18 protein-coding genes and 1 pseudogene are annotated in these 19757 nt (G+C 68.5%); 7 read left to right on the top strand and 12 right to left on the bottom strand.

The features are described from left to right. Positions 1–16 precede the first annotated feature (16 nt). On the top strand, positions 17–886 hold the full coding sequence (locus KF889_24285; GenBank protein ID MBX3502576.1) for a fumarylacetoacetate hydrolase family protein: 870 nt from the start codon (positions 17–19) through the stop codon (positions 884–886). A gap of 127 nt (positions 887–1013) precedes the next feature. Here the strand turns inward: KF889_24285 and KF889_24280 are convergent, their stop codons facing one another. From KF889_24280 to KF889_24255, 6 genes and pseudogenes are all read right to left on the bottom strand, one after another. Continuing rightward, positions 1014–1784 (bottom strand): amino acid ABC transporter ATP-binding protein, encoded by a 771-nt coding sequence (locus KF889_24280; GenBank protein ID MBX3502575.1) that lies wholly within the window; start codon positions 1782–1784, stop codon positions 1014–1016. 23 nt (positions 1785–1807) lie between these two features. Then, positions 1808–2764 carry an amino acid ABC transporter permease gene (locus KF889_24275; GenBank protein MBX3502574.1) on the bottom strand — a complete coding sequence of 319 codons (957 nt, stop codon included), beginning with the start codon at positions 2762–2764 and terminating at the stop codon, positions 1808–1810. A gap of 333 nt (positions 2765–3097) precedes the next feature. Further along, on the bottom strand, positions 3098–4288 hold the full coding sequence (locus tag KF889_24270) for an amino acid ABC transporter permease (protein ID MBX3502573.1): 1191 nt from the start codon (positions 4286–4288) through the stop codon (positions 3098–3100). A 102-nt stretch (positions 4289–4390) separates the two neighbouring features. Further along, a complete protein-coding gene (locus tag KF889_24265; protein ID MBX3502572.1) occupies positions 4391–5428 on the bottom strand; it encodes an amino acid ABC transporter substrate-binding protein in 1038 nt (345 codons plus the stop codon). A gap of 298 nt (positions 5429–5726) precedes the next feature. After that, positions 5727–7007, bottom strand: a complete 1281-nt coding sequence (locus KF889_24260; GenBank protein ID MBX3502571.1) for a M23 family metallopeptidase — start codon at positions 7005–7007, stop codon at positions 5727–5729. Between the two features lie 522 nt (positions 7008–7529). Continuing rightward, positions 7530–9077: pseudogene (locus KF889_24255) on the bottom strand (M81 family metallopeptidase). Between the two features lie 309 nt (positions 9078–9386). Between KF889_24255 and KF889_24250 the strand changes: the two are divergent. The 5 genes from KF889_24250 to KF889_24230 all read left to right on the top strand — a co-directional run bounded on the left by KF889_24250 (position 9387) and on the right by KF889_24230 (position 12517). Continuing rightward, a complete protein-coding gene (locus KF889_24250) occupies positions 9387–9854 on the top strand; it encodes a MarR family transcriptional regulator (protein ID MBX3502570.1) in 468 nt (155 codons plus the stop codon). 76 nt (positions 9855–9930) lie between these two features. Continuing rightward, a complete protein-coding gene (locus tag KF889_24245; GenBank protein MBX3502569.1) occupies positions 9931–10386 on the top strand; it encodes a PaaI family thioesterase in 456 nt (151 codons plus the stop codon). Then, positions 10383–11120, top strand: a complete 738-nt coding sequence (locus tag KF889_24240) for an SDR family oxidoreductase (protein ID MBX3502568.1) — start codon at positions 10383–10385, stop codon at positions 11118–11120. The genes KF889_24245 and KF889_24240 overlap by 4 nt, the downstream gene beginning before the upstream one ends. 59 nt (positions 11121–11179) lie before the next feature. Beyond that, positions 11180–12250, top strand: a complete 1071-nt coding sequence (locus KF889_24235) for an LLM class flavin-dependent oxidoreductase (GenBank protein MBX3502567.1) — start codon at positions 11180–11182, stop codon at positions 12248–12250. Positions 12251–12316: 66 nt separating this feature from the next. Beyond that, positions 12317–12517 carry a CsbD family protein gene (locus tag KF889_24230; protein MBX3502566.1) on the top strand — a complete coding sequence of 67 codons (201 nt, stop codon included), beginning with the start codon at positions 12317–12319 and terminating at the stop codon, positions 12515–12517. A gap of 72 nt (positions 12518–12589) precedes the next feature. Here KF889_24230 and KF889_24225 read toward each other — a convergent pair whose 3' ends face one another. Next, complete coding sequence (locus KF889_24225) at positions 12590–12796, bottom strand: hypothetical protein (GenBank protein ID MBX3502565.1); 207 nt, start codon at positions 12794–12796, stop codon at positions 12590–12592. A 117-nt stretch (positions 12797–12913) separates the two neighbouring features. On the opposite strand from KF889_24225, the gene KF889_24220 reads away from it, so the two are divergent. Then, positions 12914–14014 (top strand): NAD-binding protein, encoded by a 1101-nt coding sequence (locus KF889_24220; GenBank protein ID MBX3502564.1) that lies wholly within the window; start codon positions 12914–12916, stop codon positions 14012–14014. Here KF889_24220 and urtE read toward each other — a convergent pair. The 5 genes from urtE to urtA form a co-directional block, all read right to left on the bottom strand. Continuing rightward, a complete protein-coding gene (gene urtE, locus KF889_24215; protein ID MBX3502563.1) occupies positions 13999–14694 on the bottom strand; it encodes an urea ABC transporter ATP-binding subunit UrtE in 696 nt (231 codons plus the stop codon). The two genes, KF889_24220 and urtE, sit on opposite strands and share 16 nt — an antisense overlap. A gap of 4 nt (positions 14695–14698) precedes the next feature. Further along, positions 14699–15520, bottom strand: coding sequence for an urea ABC transporter ATP-binding protein UrtD (gene urtD / locus KF889_24210; GenBank protein MBX3502562.1), 822 nt, complete (start codon positions 15518–15520; stop codon positions 14699–14701). After that, positions 15466–16629, bottom strand: coding sequence for an urea ABC transporter permease subunit UrtC (gene urtC / locus KF889_24205; protein ID MBX3502561.1), 1164 nt, complete (start codon positions 16627–16629; stop codon positions 15466–15468). The genes urtD and urtC overlap by 55 nt, the downstream gene beginning before the upstream one ends. Positions 16630–16639: 10 nt before the next feature. After that, the gene (gene urtB / locus KF889_24200; GenBank protein MBX3502560.1) at positions 16640–18265 is read right to left on the bottom strand and encodes an urea ABC transporter permease subunit UrtB; all 1626 of its coding nucleotides are present in this window, start codon (positions 18263–18265) and stop codon (positions 16640–16642) included. A 133-nt stretch (positions 18266–18398) separates the two neighbouring features. Further along, positions 18399–19676, bottom strand: coding sequence for an urea ABC transporter substrate-binding protein (gene urtA / locus KF889_24195; protein MBX3502559.1), 1278 nt, complete (start codon positions 19674–19676; stop codon positions 18399–18401). Positions 19677–19757 lie beyond the last annotated feature (81 nt).

Raw genomic sequence — 19757 nt, 5'->3', positions numbered from 1 at the left:
ACGGGGAGATTTTCTGATGCGCCTGTGCACCATCCAGCGCGACGGCAAGGCCGTCGTGGGCGTCAAGACCGACGCGGGAATCATCGATCTCAGCAAGCAGATGCCCAGGGGGCCCAAGACCGTCGTCGAGATCCTGGCCGGCGGCAAGGCCGTGCAGGACGCGGTCAAGAAGGCCTGCGCCAAGCCCAAGGCCGGCGCGCTGGTGAAGGAGAAGCAGGCCAAGTACCTGCCGCCGATCCCCAACCCCGGCAAGATCCTGTGCATCGGCCTGAACTACCGCAAGCACGCCGAGGAGACCAACAACCCGATCCCGGCATACCCGATCGTCTTCTGCCGCTTCAACAACACGCTGGCGGCGCACAACACGCCGATGCTCTCGACCTCGCATTCCGACCAGTACGACTGGGAGGCGGAGCTCGCGGTGGTGATCGGCAAGCGCACGCGCAACATCCCCAAGGAGCGGGCGCTGTCGGCGGTCGCCGGCTACGGCGTGTTCAACGACGGCTCGGTGCGTGACTGGCAGCGCAAGTCGGGCGGCCAGTTCACGCTGGGAAAGAACTTCGACGGCTCGGGCGGCTTCGGGCCCGACATCGTCACTTCGGACGAGCTGCCCAAGGGCGGCGCGCCCTTGCGCATCATGTGCCGGCTCAATGGCGAGACCATGCAGGACAGCAACACCGAGGACATGATCTTCGACACCGTGACGCTGGTCTCGGAGCTGTCCAAGGTCATGACCCTGGAGCCGGGCGACATCATCATCACCGGCACGCCCTCGGGCGTCGGCGCCGGCCGCACCCCGCCGGTGTGGATGAAGCCGGGCGACGTCTGCGAGGTCGAGATCGAGAAGATCGGCGTGCTGCGCAACCCGATCAAGGCCGGCAAGTAGCTGCCGCGCTCCTGAAACGCCAAGCGCGCCCCGCGGGGCGCGCTTTCATTTCACGACTGTCATCCCGAGCGCAGCGAGGGATCTATGCATCCTTGATCCCTCGCTGCGCTCGGGATGACAGCGGCGCTCAATGGTGATGCAGGATCTGGCCAAGGAACGTCTTGGTCCGCTCGTTCTGCGGGTTGCTGAAGAAGGTCTCGGGCTCGTTCTGCTCGACGATCTCGCCGCGGTCCATGAAGATCACGCGGTCGGCGACGGCGCGGGCGAAGCCCATCTCGTGCGTGACGACCAGCATGGTCATGCCTTCGCCGGCCAGCTCGGTCATGACGTCGAGCACCTCCTTGACCATCTCGGGGTCGAGCGCCGAGGTCGGCTCGTCGAACAGCATGATCTTGGGTCGCATGCACAGCGCGCGGGCGATGGCGACGCGCTGCTGCTGCCCGCCCGACAGCTGGCCGGGATATTTCAGCGCCTGCTCGGGGATGCGCACCCGCTCAAGCAGGCTCATGGCGATCTCCTCGGCGTCCTTCTTGGGCATCTTCTTCACCCAGATCGGCGCCAGGGTGAGGTTCTCCATCACGGTGAGGTGCGGGAACAGGTTGAACGACTGGAACACCATGCCGACCTCGCGGCGGATGGCCTCGATGTTCTTGACGTCGTTGGTCAGCGTGATGCCGTCGACCACCAGGTCGCCTTCCTGGTGCTCCTCGAGCCGGTTGATGCAGCGGATCAGCGTCGACTTGCCCGACCCCGACGGGCCGCACACGACGATCTTCTCGCTCTGGCGCACCGTCAGGTTGATGTCGGTCAGCACGTGGAACTGGCCGAACCACTTGTTGACGCTGCGCAGCTCGATGACGGTCGGCGCTCCCGAGAGATCGCGTCGCTGACGGGCCATGCGTGGTGCTCCCTGGGCGGCGCTCAGCGCCGCGTTCCCTTGTTGAGCTCGACCTCGAGGTACTTGCTGTAGCGCGACATCGAGTAGCAGAAGACGAAGTAGATGGCCGCGGCGAAGATGTAGACCTCACCGGGGAAGCCTGCCCAGTTGGGATCGACCAGCGCCTGGTTGGCGGTGTTGAGGAAGTCGAAGATGCCGATGATCAGCACCAGCGACGTGTCCTTGAAGAAGCCGATGAAGGTGTTGATCAGCGGCGGGATCACCACGCGCAGCGCCTGCGGCAGGATGATCAGCGAGGTCCGCTGCACGTAGTTCAGGCCCATCGCGTCGGCCGCCTCGAACTGGCCGCGCGGCAGCGACTGCAGGCCGCCACGGACGATCTCGGCGATGTAGGCGCCGGCGAACAGGATCACCGCGACCAGCGTGCGCAGGAACTTGTCGATGTTCGTGCCCTGGGGCAGGAACAGCGGCAGCATGACCGAGGCCATGATCAGCAGCGAGATCAGCGGCACGCCACGGATCAGCTCGATGAAGCCGACGCACAGCCCCCTGACCAGCGGCAGCTTCGATCGCCGGCCCAGCGCCAGCAGGATGCCGTAGGGAAAGGCGAACACCAGGCCGTAGGTCGCCAGGATGATGGTCACCGGCAGGCCGCCCCACAGGCCGGTCTCGACGTAGCTGAAGGCCTTGATCTCCAGTCCCCAGGACGGGATGACCCCGAGGATGCGCAGCAGCAGCCCGGCGCCGCCGACGATCGTCAGCACGCGGTGGACCATCATCTCGCCCGCGCCGGCGATCCCGGCGCGCATGCCCCAGCCGATCCCGCCGGCAAGGAGTCCGGCGAAGAAGAAGAGCGTGAGCGGGAAACGCAGCTCGCCGAACATCAGCAGGAAGGCGACGAAGGAGCCGGTGCCCCAGATCACCAGCAGGCGCCAGTTCCACATCCGCCGGTCGCAGCTCAGGACCAGCATGGCCAGCATGGCGAGGCAGGCGAAGAGCGGCCGCCAGTGCTGCTCGTAGGGGAACGAACCGAAGAAGATATAGCGGTACTTCTCGCCGATCAGCGCCCAGCAGGCGCCCTGGCTCTTGCCGCATTCCGGTCCGCTCTTGGCCTCGAAGGTGGCCTGCAGCAGCGCCCATTCGATGAACCAGGCGCCGATCCAGACGACGAAGCCCAGCAGCACCACCGTGGTCAGCGCGTTGCCCCAGCTCGAGAACAGGTTGCGCCGCAGCCAGCCCAGCGCGCCGCCCTCGACGGTTGGCGGGGCCCGGGTCCTGCCGGCCTGTTCGCGCTCGGCGATGTCGGCCATGGCTCAGCGCTCCTTCAGGGCGATCTGTCTGTTGTACCAGTTCATGAACAGCGAGATCGACAGGCTGACCGTGAGGTAGGCCGCCATGATGATCAGCACGTTCTCGATCGCCTGGCCGGTCTGATTGATCGTGACGTTGATCGAGGACACGAGGTCGGGATAGCCGATGGCGATCGCCAGCGAGCTGTTCTTGGTGATGTTGAGGAACACGCTGGTCATCGGCGGCACGATGACGCGCAACGCCTGCGGCAGCAGCACCAGCCGCATCGACTGCCCGCGTGACAGGCCGATCGCGGCGGCCGCCTCGCTCTGGCCCTTGTGCAGAGCGAGGATACCCGAGCGCACGATTTCGGCGACGAAGGCGGCGGTATAAAGCGTCAGGCCGACGAGCAGGGCGGTGAATTCCGGCTGGATGACGATGCCGCCCTGGAAGTTGAAGCCCTTCAGCTCGGGCCAGCTCATCGTCGAGGGCGCGCCGCCCATCAGCCAGACCAGGAAGGGCACTGCGAAGACGAGGCCGAAACCGACGAGGATGGAGGGGAACTGCTGGCCCGTCGCCGCCTGCCGCGCCCTGGCCCAGCGGTGCACCGCCCAGGCCGCGGCGATGCCGGCCAGCAGCCCGACGCCGATCCATTGGTGGACCGGATCGGCCACCGGGACCGGGAAGTACAGGCCGCGATTGCTGAGGAACACCGAGTCGCCCAGCATCCTGATCGCCTGGCGCGGACCGGGGAAGGCCTCGCTGATCAGCTTGTAGAACAGGAACAGCCACAGCAGCAGCGGCACGTTGCGGAAGATCTCGACGTACCACTCGCAGATCTTGGCCAGCAGCCAGTTCGGCGAGAGCCGGCCGATGCCGATGAGCGTCCCGAGAATGGTCGTGAGGAAGATGCCGAGCACCGCCACGCGCAGCGTATTGAGGATGCCGACCCAGATGGCGCGGCCGTAGGTGCTGGCCGGCGAGTACTCGATCATGGTGTCGCCGATCTCGAAGCCGGCTTCGCGACCGAGATAATCGAACCCGCTGGCGATCTTCTGCCGCTCCAGGTTCACCATCGTGTTGTTGACGAGGTACCAGGCGAGCCCGCCCACCAGGCCGACGACGACAATCTGAAAGACCCAGCCCCGAATGACCGGGTTGTTCCAAGGCGCCACCTTTGTTTGCGGCAGCGAGCCTATGGTGTCGACCGCCATGCTCTGCGCCCCCTGTGCGTCGCGGTTATGTCCGCGTTCGGCTTGTGCTGCGATCCGGGCCGGGACCGCCACCCGCGCGGGGCGACGGTCCCGGAGAGGCTATCAGCGGATCGGCGGGGCGTACTGCAGGCCGCCCTTGGTCCACAGCTGGTTCAGGCCGCGCTCGATCTTCAGCGGCGAGCCCATGCCGAGGTTGCGGTCGAACGCTTCGCCGTAGTTGCCGACCTGCTTGATGATGTTGACGACCCACTTCTCGTCGACGCCCAGCGCCTTGCCCATGCCGGGCGTGACGCCGAGGATGCGCTTGATCGTCGGATCCTCGCTCTTGAGCATCTCGTCGACGTTCTTCGAGGTGATGCCGTACTCCTCGGCCTCGACCATGGCGAACAGCGACCAGCGCACGATGTCGCCGAACTGGTTGTCGCCGTGACGCACGACCGGGCCGAGCGGTTCCTTGGAGATGATTTCGGGCAGGATGACGAAATCGGCGGCGGTCAGCGGCGCCGGCACGTTGGCGGCGCGCACAGAGTAGAGGCTCGAGGCGTCCGTCGTGTAGACGTCGCAGCGGCCGGAGAAGAAGGCGGCGCGGATCTCGTCGGCCTTCTCGATGACCACCGGCTTGAACTGCATCTTGTTGGCGCGGAAATAGTCGGCCAGGTTCAGCTCGGTGGTCGTGCCCGGGCTGACGCAGACCGTGGCGCCGTTGAGCTCCTTGGCGCTCTTCACGCCGAGCTTCTTGTTCACCATGAAGCCCTGGCCGTCATAGTAGGTGACGCCGGTGAAGTCGAAGCCCAGCGCGGTGTCGCGGGTCAGGGTCCACGTCGTCGTGCGCGACAGGATGTCGACCTCGCCCGACTGCAGCGCGGTGAAGCGCTGCTGCGCCGTGGTCGGCACATACTTCACCTTGGTGGCGTCGCCGAAGACCGCCGCGGCCACGGCGCGGCAGACGTCGACGTCCATGCCCGTCCACACGCCCTTGCTGTCGGCCAGCGCGAAGCCAGCCGTGCCGGTGCCGACGCCGCAGATCAATTGTCCGCGGGCCTTGACGGCATCGAGATCCTTGCCGGCATGGGCCGCACCGGCGGCGCCGATAGTGACGGCCAGCGCGGCTGCGCCCGCAAGCGATGTAATCGTCCGCATCATGTCTCTCCCTGTGATTCCAGATCCGGCTTTCGCCGCCCAAGTGACCGATCGTCGAGATGGAAGCACGAAGTGTGCCTGTCCCAGTGTTCGATGGCGACGCCCCTGCGATCGATGGTCCGTCGCCAGTTGGTCCCATGACCTCCCGGTTGTGCCCTCCCGCTTCTTAATTGGGCAGAATGCTTGCACGAGCATCGCTCCGGCGCAATCGCTTCGTGCATGCAGATGCACCGCGCAGGCAGGTTGCCCGCACGATATCCGGCGAGCCCGAGGCGCCGGTCGCCATCAGAGGAACGGCTCAGAGCCGGTCGCTGCGGCCGACCGGCTGTTGGCTGCGCTGCGCGCCGCGGCTGAGCTCGGTGCCCTGCCGCTGCCACTCGCGGAAGGCGACCAGGTCCTGGCCGGCGAGGTTGCCGCTGCCGGCCTGAACATAGGGCGCCGGATCGACGAACTTGCCGTCGATCAGCACGCAGAAATGCAGATGCGGGCCGGTCGAGCGGCCGGTGCTGCCGACATAGCCGATCACGTCGCCGCGACGCACCCTTGTGCCGGGCTTGGCGAGCGGCGAGAAGGTCGACATGTGGCTGTAGGTGGTGGCCAGCTGGTCATTGTGCACGACGCGCACGGTGCGGCCGTAGTTGTAATACCAGCCGGAGTAGTCGACGACACCGTCGGCGGCGGCCATGATCGGCGTGCCGCTCCTGCCTTCGATGTCGATGCCGTTGTGGAAGGCATAGCCGCCGCGACGCCACAGCCGGCGATAGCCGAAGGGCGAGGAGATGCGGGTGTCGATCGGCATCCTCAGCGCCGCGCCGCCGACGCGACCACCGTTGTCGTCGAAGAAACCTTCGGGCTGGCCCTTGGGCGCGAACCACCAGATCCGGGCCCGCCGGCTGTCGTCGTAGATCGACGCGGCGACCATGGTGACATGCCCGTCGGCGCCCTGCCGGCGCACGATCTCGACATTGGCGGCGGCCACGTTGAGACCGATGGGGGCGACGGACGTCAGTGCGGCGGCGGCGGCCTGGGCCGAGCCGGTGTCGAGGCCGGCGCCCGAGAGGGCGGCCACGGCGTTGCCGTTGGCCCGCACGCGATAGACGCCGGGGCCGGCGGCCACGGGCGCACTGCGCGGCACGGTGGACAGGCGCGGCGCGACCGGGCTGTCGCCGGGCGCGCGCCAGCTGCGCGGGTCGTCCTCGTTCTGTGCGCTGTCGGCCGACGCCTGTGGCGTCGGCGCGGCGGCGGCGACCTGTGCAGCGCTCGCCGCGGGCGCAGCCGGCGCGCCGCCGGAAAGGGCGAACTGTCCCGCGTCGCCGCGCTGCAGCTCGATCGAGCCGCCGCTGCTGTTGAACAGGCGCACATTCTCCAGCTGGCGGCCGCCGGCGCCGGGGATGGTCGCGCCGATCATGGCGCGGCCCGAGGTCACCGCCATCGGCCGCGCGGCCAGCTCGGTCTCGATCGCCCGGGCGGCGGTATCGGCATCGGTCCTGGCGACGCCCAGCGCCGTCAGGTGGTCGGCCCAGCCCTTCTGCGGATCGACGGAAAAGGCGGAAGCCTCGCCACCGGGCACGGCGCCCATACGGATATTGGCCGGCGGCGTCGGTGGACGTCGCACCGCGGCGGAGGCCCCACGATTGGTCGGCACGCCGCGATATACGGTGGGCTTCTTGGCGGAGGTGGCTGCCTGCGGCGGGCGCACCTGCAGCTGCGTCGGCTTGGCCTTGGCCTTGGCCTGCTGGGCGGCGCTGTGCTGCGCGACGAGAAGGCTGGATGCGGACACGGCGACAACGGTCACCACGGCGAGTGAGCGCCAACGGCGCGCGATCGTCTCTGGCATGAAACCCCTTCCCGCTTTTCCCGTACAGGGACGCTACGCCACTCTTTCTTTCTGTCTGTCTTGTTGTCGGGACGGGGTGGGTCGATCCGCGACGGCGCGTGGATCGGCCGGCCCTGTCCAAAACTCGGCCCTTTTGGACCACGGCAAGTATAGCCTGTCCAGCCAAAATCGTGACAAAATTGCCACACTGTGACGGTGTGGGCACAGTGCTTGGGGATAAGAAACCCTTGCCTTGTCAGGATGATAGAGGCAGCGCCGGCTTCGTCAGGCGTTGGGCACCGTCCAGGTCGCGTCCTCGTCGAGCGGATAGACCGGACGCGGCAGCTTGGTCCACTCGAAGTTCCCGAGGTTGGGCGAGGTCAGGCCGGGATTGTCGACCTCGATGATGTTCTGCGGCGTGGTGAACTGATCGAAGCCGGCGCGGAAATGGCCGCGGCTCTTCACGCACAGCGTGCGCGCCCCGGCCAGGATGTCGGGATCGAAGACCTCGAGCTGCATCGGGTCGAGGCATTGCTGGCGCAGGGTGATGACGGCGACGCGGATGCCGCCGAGGTCGAGCAGGGCGGCCGGGCCGAGATCGGACGCCACGCCGCGGATCAGGCCGCGGCGGCCGACGAAGGGCCCGTCGTGCAGCTTCACCACGGACGCGTCGGCCTCCCAGGGCTGGGAGAAGGACTGGGTCTCGCCGCTGTTGAAGCGGGCGCGGAAGCTGGCGCCTTCGCCCAGGCGATGCGCCTCGGCGGCCAGCGCCGGATCGTTGATCAGGCCGAACAGCACGTGCTGCGCACCCGCGGCCTTCAGCGCCTTGAGCAGGTACATGGTGTTGCCGCGCCCGCCGCCGCCGGGATTGTCGGCGCAGTCGGCGAGGATCAGCTTCGGCTTCGACGGATCCAGCCCGGTCTCGACGGCGCGGCGCACCGCGGCGTCGAGCGAGGTCATGGTGCGCTTGAAGCGCGCGCGCATGCTCCACGCCCGCGTGCCGATCTCCAGAGCCACGGCGCGGCCGGGGCTCACGTCGTCGCCGCGCACGGTGACGATGGTGCACAGCCCGTTGAGCGGCGAGTCGGCGAAGGCGAAGCCGGCCATCACCGAGACGTTCATGACCGGTCCGCCCACGCGCGTCTGGCCGTGCTGGATCAGGTCGGCGTAGGGCCCCTGGTTCGGGCCGGTGGCGGTCAGCAGCGAGATCGGCGGCGAGACGATCGGCGTCTTCACCATGGTGCAGCGTGTGCGCGTGCCGCCCAGCGCCTCGCGCATGTGACGGGCGGCCTCGATGCCGCGCTCGCGGATGTCGGTGTGCGGGTTCTCGCGATAGCCGACATAGACGCTGATGGCATCGACCAGACGCTGCGAGACATTGGCGTGCAGGTCGAAGACGCCGATCACCGGCACGTCGGGGCCGACGACCCTGCGGATCATGGCGTAGATCTCGCCGTCGGGGTCGTCGCTGCCCACCGCCAGCGCGGCGCCATGCGAGGAGACGTAGACCGCGTCGAGCGGCAGGTTGCGCCTCAGCCCGGCCTCGAAATCGGCCATCAGCTCGGCGAAATAGGCGGCATCGACCGGCCCGCCGGGCTGCGCCTGCGCCACGCGCAGCGGGATCGGCATCCAGGCGCCGGTGCGGTCCATCTCGGCGACGAAGCCCGGCAGGTCGGGCAGCATCATCTAGGCCGCCAGGCGGGCATCCTTGATGATGGCGTCGCCCGAGAGGTCGACGTCGCTGGCGAAATCCTCGCGCGTCGCGACCGGAGCGAAACGGTTGCACTCGATGGCGAAGCCCAGCAGGGCGATGCGCGGCACGGCGGCGGTCATGGTCGATCTCCCGGAGCGGGCGTCAGAGCTTCCTTCTCCCCGCGAAGGCGGGGAGAAGGTGCCGAGCGTCAGCGAGGCGGATGAGGGGCTTCTCGCGCAACAACATCGACTGTCGTTGTCGCGGCACCGCGAAGCCCCTCATCCGCCCTTCGGGCACCTTCTCCCCGCCTTCGCGGGGAGAAGGGAACAGTACGCCGGTCCTCGTCACCAGGCTGCAATGTCGTGCCGGGCTCATGGCCGCTCTGCGCTGGACGCAACCGACGCATGCGATTGTTGGTCTGCCCAACAATCAGTGGTACGACTGGTGGCATGGCGCGCCATTCGTCCGCCGGCCATCCACCGATCGATCGCGGCCTGCTCAGCGGGCTGGTCGGCTACGCGCTGCGTCGTGCGCAGTTCGCGGTGTTCCGCGATTTCGCCCGCGCCATGGCCAGCCTGCCGGTGCCGCTGTCGCCCGGCGAGTTCGGCATCCTGGTGCTGATCGAGCGCAATCCCGCGCTCAGCCAGACGGCGCTGGCGCGCGCCATCGGCGTCGACCGCTCGACCCTGGTGCCGATCCTCGACCGGCTGGAGCAGCACGGGCTGGTGGCGCGCAGGGCGGCGCCGCGCGACCGCCGCCGCCACGCCCTGGCGCTGGGGCGGCGCGGCAGCCGGCTGATGGCCGGCTATGTCGCCGCGGTGCGCAGGCACGAACGGCGCATCCAGCGCGGGCTCACGCCGCGCGAGACCGCCCAGCTGCTGCGCCTGCTCGACCGCCTGCGCGAGGGCGCGCGCTGAGCGGTTGTCGCGGGCGCTGGTTTGCGGCAAGTATCCGCGCCCCTCTTCCGGGGGGAACGGCGCGGAGTACGGGTGCATGGACGGCGAACGCAGGCTGACGGCGGCGGAGATCATCGAGCGCTTCAACGGCATGAAGCAGCCCGCCATCGAGACCCTGGGCGGCGAGGTGATCGCCGTCGAGCCCGAGACCGGGCGGCTGACCTTCCGGTTCAAGCCGACCGTCGCGATGTGCCACACCACCAACATTCCCGAGGGCGGCATCGTGCAGGGCGGCTTCGTCGCCGGCTGGCTCGACACGGCCATGGCGCATGCCTGCGCCGCGCGTTCCAACTTCACCATGCGCATGCCGACCCTGGAGCTGAAGGTCAGCTACCTCGCGCCGGCGCACCCCAACCGCGTCTACTACGCCGATGCCGAGATCATCCGCTGGGGCCGCAGCATCGTCTTCCTCGAATCGCGCCTGCGCGACGAGCACCAGCGCCTGATCGCCACCGCCAGCTCGACGGCGATGCTGACGCCGATCCCCAAATGACGACGCGCGTAGCCCTCGTCACCGGCTCGACCCAGGGCATCGGCGAAGCGGTCGCGCGCCGGCTGGCGGCCGACGGCTTCGCCGTGGCGCTGCACTCGCGTTCGTCGGTCGAGGCCGGCGAGCGCCTGGCGGCCGAGCTGCCGGGCGCCAGCTACACCCGCGCCGATCTGTCGGACGATGCGCAGACGCGCAATCTGGTCGCCGAGGTCGTGCGCAAGCACGGCCGCCTCGACGTGCTGGTCAACAACGCCGGCGAGGTGGCGCGTTTCGCGCACGCCGACCTCAAGGCCGCGACGCCTGAGGTCTGGCGCCGCATGATGGACGTCAACGTCGTGGCGCCGTGGACCTTGATCGCCGAGGCGGAAGAGGCGCTGCGCGCCGCGTCGACGCCCGGGCTTCCGGCCTGCGTGATCAACATCGGCACGCACGCGGCCGTGCGGCCCAAAGGCTCGTCGATCCCCTACGCCGCGGCCAAGGCGGCGCTGCATCACATGAGCAGGCTGCTGGCGCTGACCCTGGGGCCGGCGATTCGCGTCAACGTCGTGGCGCCGGGACTGGTCGACACCGCGATGTCGACCGGCTGGGAAGCCGCCTACGAGCTGTGGAACACGAAGTCGCCGATGCGCCGCCCGGCGCAACCGGCCGACATCGCCGACATGGTGGCTGCGCTGATCGCCAATCGCTACGTGACCGGCGAAGTCGTCATCGTCGATGGCGGTCTCAATCTGACGTAGTCTTCTTCTTCCTCCCTCTCCCCGCCCGCGGGGAGAGAGAGCATGACGAGGATTGTTCCATGCGTTTCGGCTGGCTGACCCTGCAGCTCTCGCCCTCGCCGGCGGAGGATGGCGCGCGCATCGACAACATCCTCGAGCAGGCGGTCTTCGCCGAGACGTTGGGCTTCGCCGATGTCTGGCTGACCGAGCACTACTTCACCGGCGAGAGCGTCTACAGCGACGCGCTGATGTTCGCCACGGCGCTGGCCATGCGCACGTCGCGCATCCGCATCGGCTTCGCCGTCGTGCAGACGCCGTTCCATCACCCGGTGCGGCTCGCCGTGCAGCTGGCGCTGCTCGACAATCTCAGCAAGGGCCGCATCGATGTCGGCGTCGGCAAGGGCACGGTCTACAACGAGTACGAGTTCGTCGGCCACGGGCTGCGCAGCCACGACAGCCGCGAGCGCATGGCCGAGGCGGTCGAGATCCTCGAACGCGCCTGGCGCGAGGCGCCGCTCAGCTACAAGGGCCGGTACTTCGACATCCACATGCCCGAGCTGCGGCCCAGGCCGGTGCAGCAACCGGGCCCGCCGCTGTGGCGCAGCGTGATCTCGCCGGGCTCGTTCACGGAGTGCGGCAGGCTGGGCGTGCCGATCCTCACCGCGCGCCTGCCGGTGCCGCGCATCCGGGAGCGCTGGGCGCTCTACGAGAAGGGCCTCGACGAAGGCGGCCATGACGCGGCGACGCGCCAGCGCCTGCTCGAGCAGAGCGCGCTGTGGCGCAACGTCTACATCGCCGATTCCGACGCCCAGGCCGAGGACGAGCTCAGCGAGCTCCTGACCGAGACGCGCCACCACATGATGCATGTGCGCGAGGCCTTCAATCCGCCCGACTTCGTCGTCGAGCCGGCGGCGCTCAATCCGTGGACCGACCCCGCCGTGCCCGACTCGGTCGGCGTGCCCTTCGCGCTGTCGACCGGCTCGCTCTACGGCACGCCCGGCCGCGTGCGCGAGCAGGTCGCCGAGCTGCGCGACGTCGGCGTGCGCCACCTGCTGTGCCAGACCGGCTTCGGCGCCATGGACCACGCCCGCAACATCGCCTCGATGCGCAGGTTCGGTGAGGAGGTCATGCCGGCGTTTCGGCAGACGTGACTTTTCAGGGGCGGAACCTCCGCCTTTTTGGGTGCGTTGCAGAATCCCGTACCCATGGAGGGCCGCATGAATTGGGATCGTATCGAAGGCAACTGGAAGCAGTTCAAGGGTCAGATCAAGGAGGGCTGGGGCAAGCTCACCGACGACGACATCGCCATGATCAACGGTCAGCGCGACCAGCTCGTCGGCAAGATCCAGGAACGCTATGGCTGCGCGAGGGACGAGGCGGATCGCCAGGTCAGGTCCTGGGAGCAGCGCCTGCATTGACGTCCTGAGGACGCGCACCAGACGCCCGCCACCCTGCGAGGGGTGGCGGGCGTTCGGTCTTCAGGACGCGTCTCAGGAGAACACCTCGCGCTCGACGTCCATGGCGAACAGGATCAGCGGCACACGCTTGTGCGTGAAGTGCGCGACCTTCTCGCGTGCGCGCGGCGTGACCGAGGTGTAGACGACCTCGCCGTCCTCGATGGTGGTGACGCGGCGCATCTCCGCCTGGGGCGTCCGGTAGCGCCGGCCGATGCCGATCTGCTGCGGGTCGATCGCCATGATCCGCTCCTCGTGAAACTCGCCCCGTGAAAACGTGATGTGCGCGAGGCGGTTGCCCGCGCCATTCGGGGCATTACCATGGCGACGGTCGGTTGCCGCGCAGGGAGCGGGGTCGGAATGGAGCTGAGGGAGCTGGCGGCGCCGCGCCGTCGCCGAAGGCCGGGCGCGACGTTCCGTCCGCGCCTCGTGACGCGCCACGACCTGTCGCCCGTCCGCGTCCTGTCGGTGCGTCTGGCCATCGTCCTGGGCTTGCTGGCGATCACCGTCGCCATGTTCTGGTTCAAGCGCGACGAGCTGGTCGACACGCGCGACGACCACGTCAGCTTCACCGATGTCGTCTACTTCACCATGGTCACGATCACCACGGTGGGCTACGGCGACATCGTGCCGGTCACCCAGTCGGCGCGCCTGATCGACGCCATCGTGGTGACGCCCATCCGGCTCGCGGTGCTGCTGATCTTTGCCGGCACCGCCTATCAGATGCTGGTCCAGAGGATGTGGGAGGAATGGCGCATGGACAGGCTGGCGGCGGCGATCAAGGACCACATCCTGGTGTGCGGCTTCGGCATCACCGGCCACAGCGTCGCCGGCGAGCTGGTCGGCCAGGGCGTGCCGGCGGACCGTATCGTCGCGATCGATCCGTCCGATCGCGCGCTCGACGAGGCGGCCCACCAGGGCTACCACGCGATCCGCGGCGAGGCGTCCAACCCCGAGGTCCTCGCCGACGCCGCGGTGAAGCGGGCGCGCGGCGTCATGGTGTGCGTCGATCGCGACGACACGGCGATGCAGATCTGCCTGGCCGTGCGGCTGGCGGCGCCGAAGATGCGCATCGTCGCGGCGCTGACCGAGTCGCGGCTGGCGCCGCTGGTCCGCCAGGCCGGAGCCGACGTGGTGCTGTCGCCCAGCCGCATCGGCGGCGTCGTCCTGGCCGACGCCCTGGTGTCGCCCGACGCCACCGGCGTGCTGCTCGACATGCTGAGCGCGCGGGGCGACGCGGCGGTGAGCGACCGCGCGCCGCTGCCCGAGGAGATCGGCCGCGATCCCCGCTCGCTGCCGACCTGCGTCGTGCTCGCCCTGCGCCGCGGCGGCGAAACCATATGGCCGTGGGACGCGCGCGCCCATCGCATCGAGCCCACCGACCGGCTCGTCGTGCTGCGGCGGGCCGACGACATCGCGCCGCCCAGCCAGCGACCGGCGGCGGATCAGACGGTGAGGTAGCGCCGCATCTGCTCGGCGTCGAGCGCGGCCTTGGGGCCGTTCATCACCACCTCGCCGCGCTCCATCACGACGATGGTGTCGGCGAGCTCCTGGGCGAAATCGAGATACTGCTCGACCAGCAGGATCGCCATGTCGCCGCGCGACGCCAGCAGCTTGATGACGCGCTCGATGTCCTTGATGATCGAGGGCTGGATGCCTTCGGTCGGCTCGTCGAGGATCAGCAGGCGCGGCCGGGTGATCAGCGCGCGGGCGATGGCGAGCTGCTGCTGCTGGCCGCCCGACAGGTCGCCGCCCCTGCGGCCCAGCATGCTCTTGAGCACCGGGAAGAGCTGGAAGATCTCCTCCGGAATGGTGCGCAGCGGCTTGGCCAGCGGCGCGAAGCCGGTCAGCAGGTTCTCGTAGACGGTCAGCCGCGGGAAGATATCGCGGCCCTGCGGCACGATCGCCAGGCCCTTGCGCGCGCGCTCGTGCGGCTTCAGGCCGGCGATGTCCTCGCCTTCCCACAGGATCTTGCCTGAGCGGATCGACTGCAGGCCGAAGATGGCGCGCAGCAGCGAGGTCTTGCCCACGCCGTTGCGGCCCAGCACGCAGGTCACCTTGCCGATTTCGGCGGCGATGCTGACGCGGCGCAGCGCGTGGCTGGCGCCGTAGAACAGGTCGATGGCTTCGACGTTGAGCATGGCGTCAGCGTCCCAGGTACACTTCGATCACGCGGGGATGGGCCTGCACGTGGTCGATCGAGCCCTCGGCCAGCACCGAGCCCTCGTGCAGCACGGTGACGCGCGCGCCGAGATCGCGCACGAACTGCATGTCGTGCTCGACCACCACCAGCGTGTGCTTGCCGACCAGGCGGCGGATCAGCTGCGCCGTCTGCTCGGTCTCGTGGTCGGTCATGCCGGCCACCGGCTCGTCGAGCAGCAGGATCTGCGGATCGTGGATCAGCAGCATGCCGATCTCCAGCCACTGCTTCTGTCCGTGGCTCAGCGCGCCGGCGCGGCGATGGCGATGCTCGGTCAGCCCGGTCGTCACCAGCGTCTCGTCGATGCGCGCGAGGTCGGCGCCGCTCAGCTTGGCCAGCAGGGTCCGGAAGATGCCGCGGCTGTCGCGCGCGGCGAGCTCGAGGTTCTCGAACACGGTGAGGTTCTCGAACACCGTGGGCTTCTGGAACTTGCGCCCGATGCCGAGATTGGCGATCGCCGCCTCGTCGAGCTTGGTGAGGTCGGTGTCGACGCCGTAGATCACCGTGCCCTCGTCGGGCCGCGTCTTGCCGGTGATGACGTCCATCATGGTCGTCTTGCCGGCGCCGTTGGGGCCGATCACGGTGCGCAGCTCGCCGCGGTCGATCACCAGCGACAGCTCGTTGAGCGCCCTGAAGCCGTCGAAGCTCACCGACACGCCGTCGAGATAGAGCAGCGTCTCGGTGCGGCGCGGCGTGGCGGTGCGTTCTGCGCTCACGTCGCGGCCTCCGCCGCCTGAGCCTGTCGTGCCGCCGCGCGCGCGCGCCAGCGCTCGCGCTGGTCGGCGACCAGGCCGACCACGCCGCGCGGGAAGAGCAGGGTGACGACGATGAACAGCAGGCCGAGGAAGAACAGCCAGACCTCGGGCGCCGCGCCGGTCAGCCAGGTCTTGGCGATATTGACCAGGAAGGCGCCGATCACCGCGCCGGCCAGGGTGCCGCGGCCGCCGACCGCGACCCACAGCGCGATCTCGATGGACGCCGCGGGCGAGAACTCGCCGGGATTGATGATGCCGACCTGCGGCACGTAGAGCGCGCCGGCGACGCCCGATAGCATGGCGGCGACGACGAAGACGAAGAGCTTGGCGCCGGTCACCGAGTATCCCAGGAAGCGCACCCGGCTCTCGGCATCGCGCACCGCCAGCAGCACGCGGCCGAGCTTGGAGTTCACGATCCAGCGGCAGATCAGGAAGGTGGCGCCCAGCCCGACGGCCGAGGCGATCAGCAGGCCGACGCGCGTCGACTGCGCCTGCACCGGGAAGCCGAGGATGTCCTTGAAGTCGGTCAGCCCGTTGTTGCCGCCGAAGCCCATGTTGTTGCGGAAGAAGGCCAGCAGCAGGGCGAAGGTCATCGCCTGGGTGATGATCGACAGATACACGCCGGTGACGCGGCTGCGGAAGGTGAGCCAGCCGACGATCAGCGCCAGCAGGCCGGGCACCAGCACGACCATGATGACGGCGAACCAGAACATGTCGAAGCCGTGCCAGTACCAGGGCAGCTCCTTCCAGTTCAGGAACACCATGAAGTCCGGCAGCACCGCGTTCTTGTAGACGCCGCGATCGCCGATCTGGCGCATCAGGTACATGCCCATGCAGTAGCCGCCGAGCGCGAAGAAGGCGCCCTGGCCGAGGCTGAGGATTCCGGCGTAGCCCCAGATCAGGTCCATCGCCAGCGCCAGCATGGCGTAGGTGCAGTACTTGCCGATCAGCGGGATCAGGTAGTCCGGCACATGCGCGAACGAGCCGGTGGCGACCACGCGGTTGAGGATCGGCAGCAGCACGACAAGCGCGAAGCCGAAGGCGAGGAAGACGATCCAGCCTTGCGGCGTGAGCAGCGAGCGGCGCGGCGCGCCTGCCAGGGTGGCGGTGGTGTCGGTCATCGCCGCCTCCTCACGAATCGGCCGCGCGGCCCTTGAGCGCGAAGAGACCGCGCGGGCGCCGCTGGATGAAGAGGATGATGAAGACCAGCACGGCGACCTTGCCGAGCACCGCGCCGGCCACCGGCTCGAGCAGCTTGTTGATGATGCCCAGCGACAGCGCGCCCACCAGCGTGCCCAAGAGGTTGCCGACGCCGCCGAACACCACGACGAGGAAGGAGTCGACGATGTAGATCGTGCCGAGGTTGGGGCTGACATTGCCGACCTGGCTGAGCGCCACGCCGGCGATGCCGGCCAGCCCCGAGCCCAGGCCGAAGGTCAGCGCGTCGATGCGCGCCGTCGGAATGCCCATCGCCGCGGCCATGTCGCGGTTCTGCGTCACCGCGCGCATGTGCAGCCCGAAGCTGGTCCGGCGCAGCAGCGCGACGATGGCCAGCAGCACCATCAGGCAGAAGACGATGATGTAGAGCCGGTTCCAGGCGATGAAGAAGCCGGGGATCAGCTCGAAGCCGCCGGTCATCCAGGCCGGGTTGGCGACCTCCTTGTTCTGTGCGTCGAAGATCGAACGCACCGCCTGCTGCAGGATGAGACTGAGCCCCCAGGTCGCCAGCATGGTGTCGAGCGGCCGGCCGTAGAGGAAGCGGATCACCGTGCGCTCGATCAGGATGCCGACGGCGCCGGCGACGACGAAGGCGATCGGCACCGAGATCACCAGGTAGAAGCCGACCAGCTCGCGCGGCAGCAGGGCGCGGCAGACGATCTGCACCGTGAAGGCGGTGTAGGCGCCCAGCATGATCATCTCGCCATGCGCCATGTTGATCACGCCCATCACGCCGAAGGTGATGGCCAGGCCCACGGCGGCGAGCAGCAGCACCGAGCCCAGGCTGATGCCCTGGAAGACGTTCTCGGCGACGCCGATGACCGCCAGGGTGCGCTCGATCGAGGCCAGCGCCTCGGCGGCCGCCTTGCGCACCTCTTCCGGCGCGTCCCTGTCGTTGCTGACGCCGGACAGCAGGTTCTTGACCTGCGGATCGGCGGTGCCGGCCAGCGCGGCGATCGCCTTGACGCGCTCCTCGGGCGGGCCGGCACTGACCTTGGTGGCGTTGAGGCTGAAGCGGATGGCCGCCAGCACCTCGGGATCGCGCTCGCTCTTGAGCGCGCGCTCCAGCGCCTCGGCGGTCTCCGGCGTCGGGCTCTTGAAGGCCTCGCGTGCGGCGGCCAGGCGGGTGGCGCGATCGTCGCTGAACAGCGAGAGCTTGGACAGCGAGGCCGAGATCACGCCGCGCAGCCGGTTGTTGGCGCGCACCTTCTCGACGTCGTCGGCCGGCAGCTCGCCCAGCGCCTTGCCGCCGACCGCCTCGAAATAGCGGCTGCCGTCGGCGATCAGGGCGGCGCCGTCGGCCTTGCGGACATAGAGATTGCCGTCGCTCAGCGCCTTCAGCGCCGGCACCGCGCGGCCGTCGCCCAGCGCGCCGAGCTTCTCGGCGGCCTCGAGCTTCTCGCCGAAATCGTCGGAGGCGAGCCTTTTGATCAGCTCGTCGAATTGCTGCGCGCAGGCCGGGGACACGAGCGCCGTCGCTGCCAGCGCGACCCCCACCGCCACAGCCACGGCGCGCAGGCGCACCATCAGCCACGACATCGCACGATTCCTTGGGATCTTGGTTTGCTTGGCTGGCCTGCCGTCCCGCGCCAGGCGGGACGGCGGCTCGCGGAAAAAGCGGGTCGCGCCGGTTGGACTCGGAGCGACCCCAGACTACTGAACGCTTAGCGGACTAGTACTTCGGCTTCTCGCAGTTGCCGCAGACCCAGGGATAGGTCCAGTCGGCGGTGAGCTTGGCGCTCTCCGGGATGTACTTCGACCAGGCGTCGGCCTTCACCGGGCCCTTGGTCTGCCAGACGATCTCGAACTGGCCGTTGGCCTGGATCTCGCCGATCAGCACCGGCTTCGACAGGTGGTGGTTGGTGTTCATCACCGACTCGAAGCCGCCCGGCGCCATGACCTTCTGGCCGTAGAGCGCCTGGCGCACCGCGTCGACGTTGGTCGTGCCGGCCTGCTGGACGGCCTGGACCCACATCTTGAAGCCGATATAGGTGGCTTCCATCGGATCGTTGGTGACGCGCTTGTCGTTCTTGATGAAGGCCTTCCACTGCTTGATGAAGGCGTCGTTGACCGGGCTCTTCACCGACTGGAAGTAGTTCCACGCCGCCAGATGGCCGACGAGGTTGCGGGTGTCGATGCCGGCGAGCTCCTCCTCGCCGACCGAGAAGGCCACCACGGGCACGTCCTTGGCCTTGATGCCGGCGTTGGCCAGCTCCTTGTAGAACGGCACGTTGGCGTCGCCGTTGATGGTCGAGACCACGGCGGTCTTCTTGCCGGCCGAGGCGAACTTCTTGATGTCCGCCACGATCGTCTGCCAGTCGGCGTGACCGAACGGCGTGTAGTTGATCATGATGTCTTCCTGCTTCACGCCCTTGGCTTTCAGGAAGGCCTCGAGGATCTTGTTGGTCGTGCGCGGATAGACGTAGTCGGTGCCGGCCAGGACCCAGCGCTTCACCTCGCCGCCTTCCTTGCTCATCAGGTACTCGACCGCCGGGATCGCCTGCTGGTTGGGCGCGGCGCCGGTGTAGAAGACGTTGCGCGAGCTCTCCTCGCCCTCGTACTGCACGGGGTAGAACAGCAGGCCGTTGAGCTCCTCGAACACCGGCAGCACCGACTTGCGGCTCACCGAGGTCCAGCAGCCGAACACGACGTCGACCTTCTCCTTCTGGATCAGCTCGCGGGCCTTCTCGGCGAACAGCGGCCAGTTCGAGGCCGGGTCGACGACCACCGCTTCGACGCGGCGGCCGAGCAGGCCACCCTTCTTGTTGATGTCGTCGACCATCATCAGGACGGTGTCCTTCAGCGTGGTCTCCGAGATCGCCATGGTTCCCGACAGCGAGTGCAGCACGCCGACCTTGATCGGCGGTTGCTGCGCCACCGCGCCGAACGACCAGGCGGCGATCGCGCCAGCCACGGTCGCGGCACCCGCCAGCATCGACAGCTTCTTCATGCTTGTAGTCTCCCCGTGCCGCGGCACGCCCCCCATGGGCGTCGCCCACACGCCGGGTAGGGGAGAGCAAGACTCGGGCCA

Source organism: Alphaproteobacteria bacterium, assembly GCA_019635875.1.
In the GTDB taxonomy this organism is placed as follows: domain Bacteria; phylum Pseudomonadota; class Alphaproteobacteria; order Reyranellales; family Reyranellaceae; genus JAFAZJ01.
Note: the sequence above shows the minus strand (reverse complement) of the source record. Positions and strands in the feature narration are given on the sequence as shown.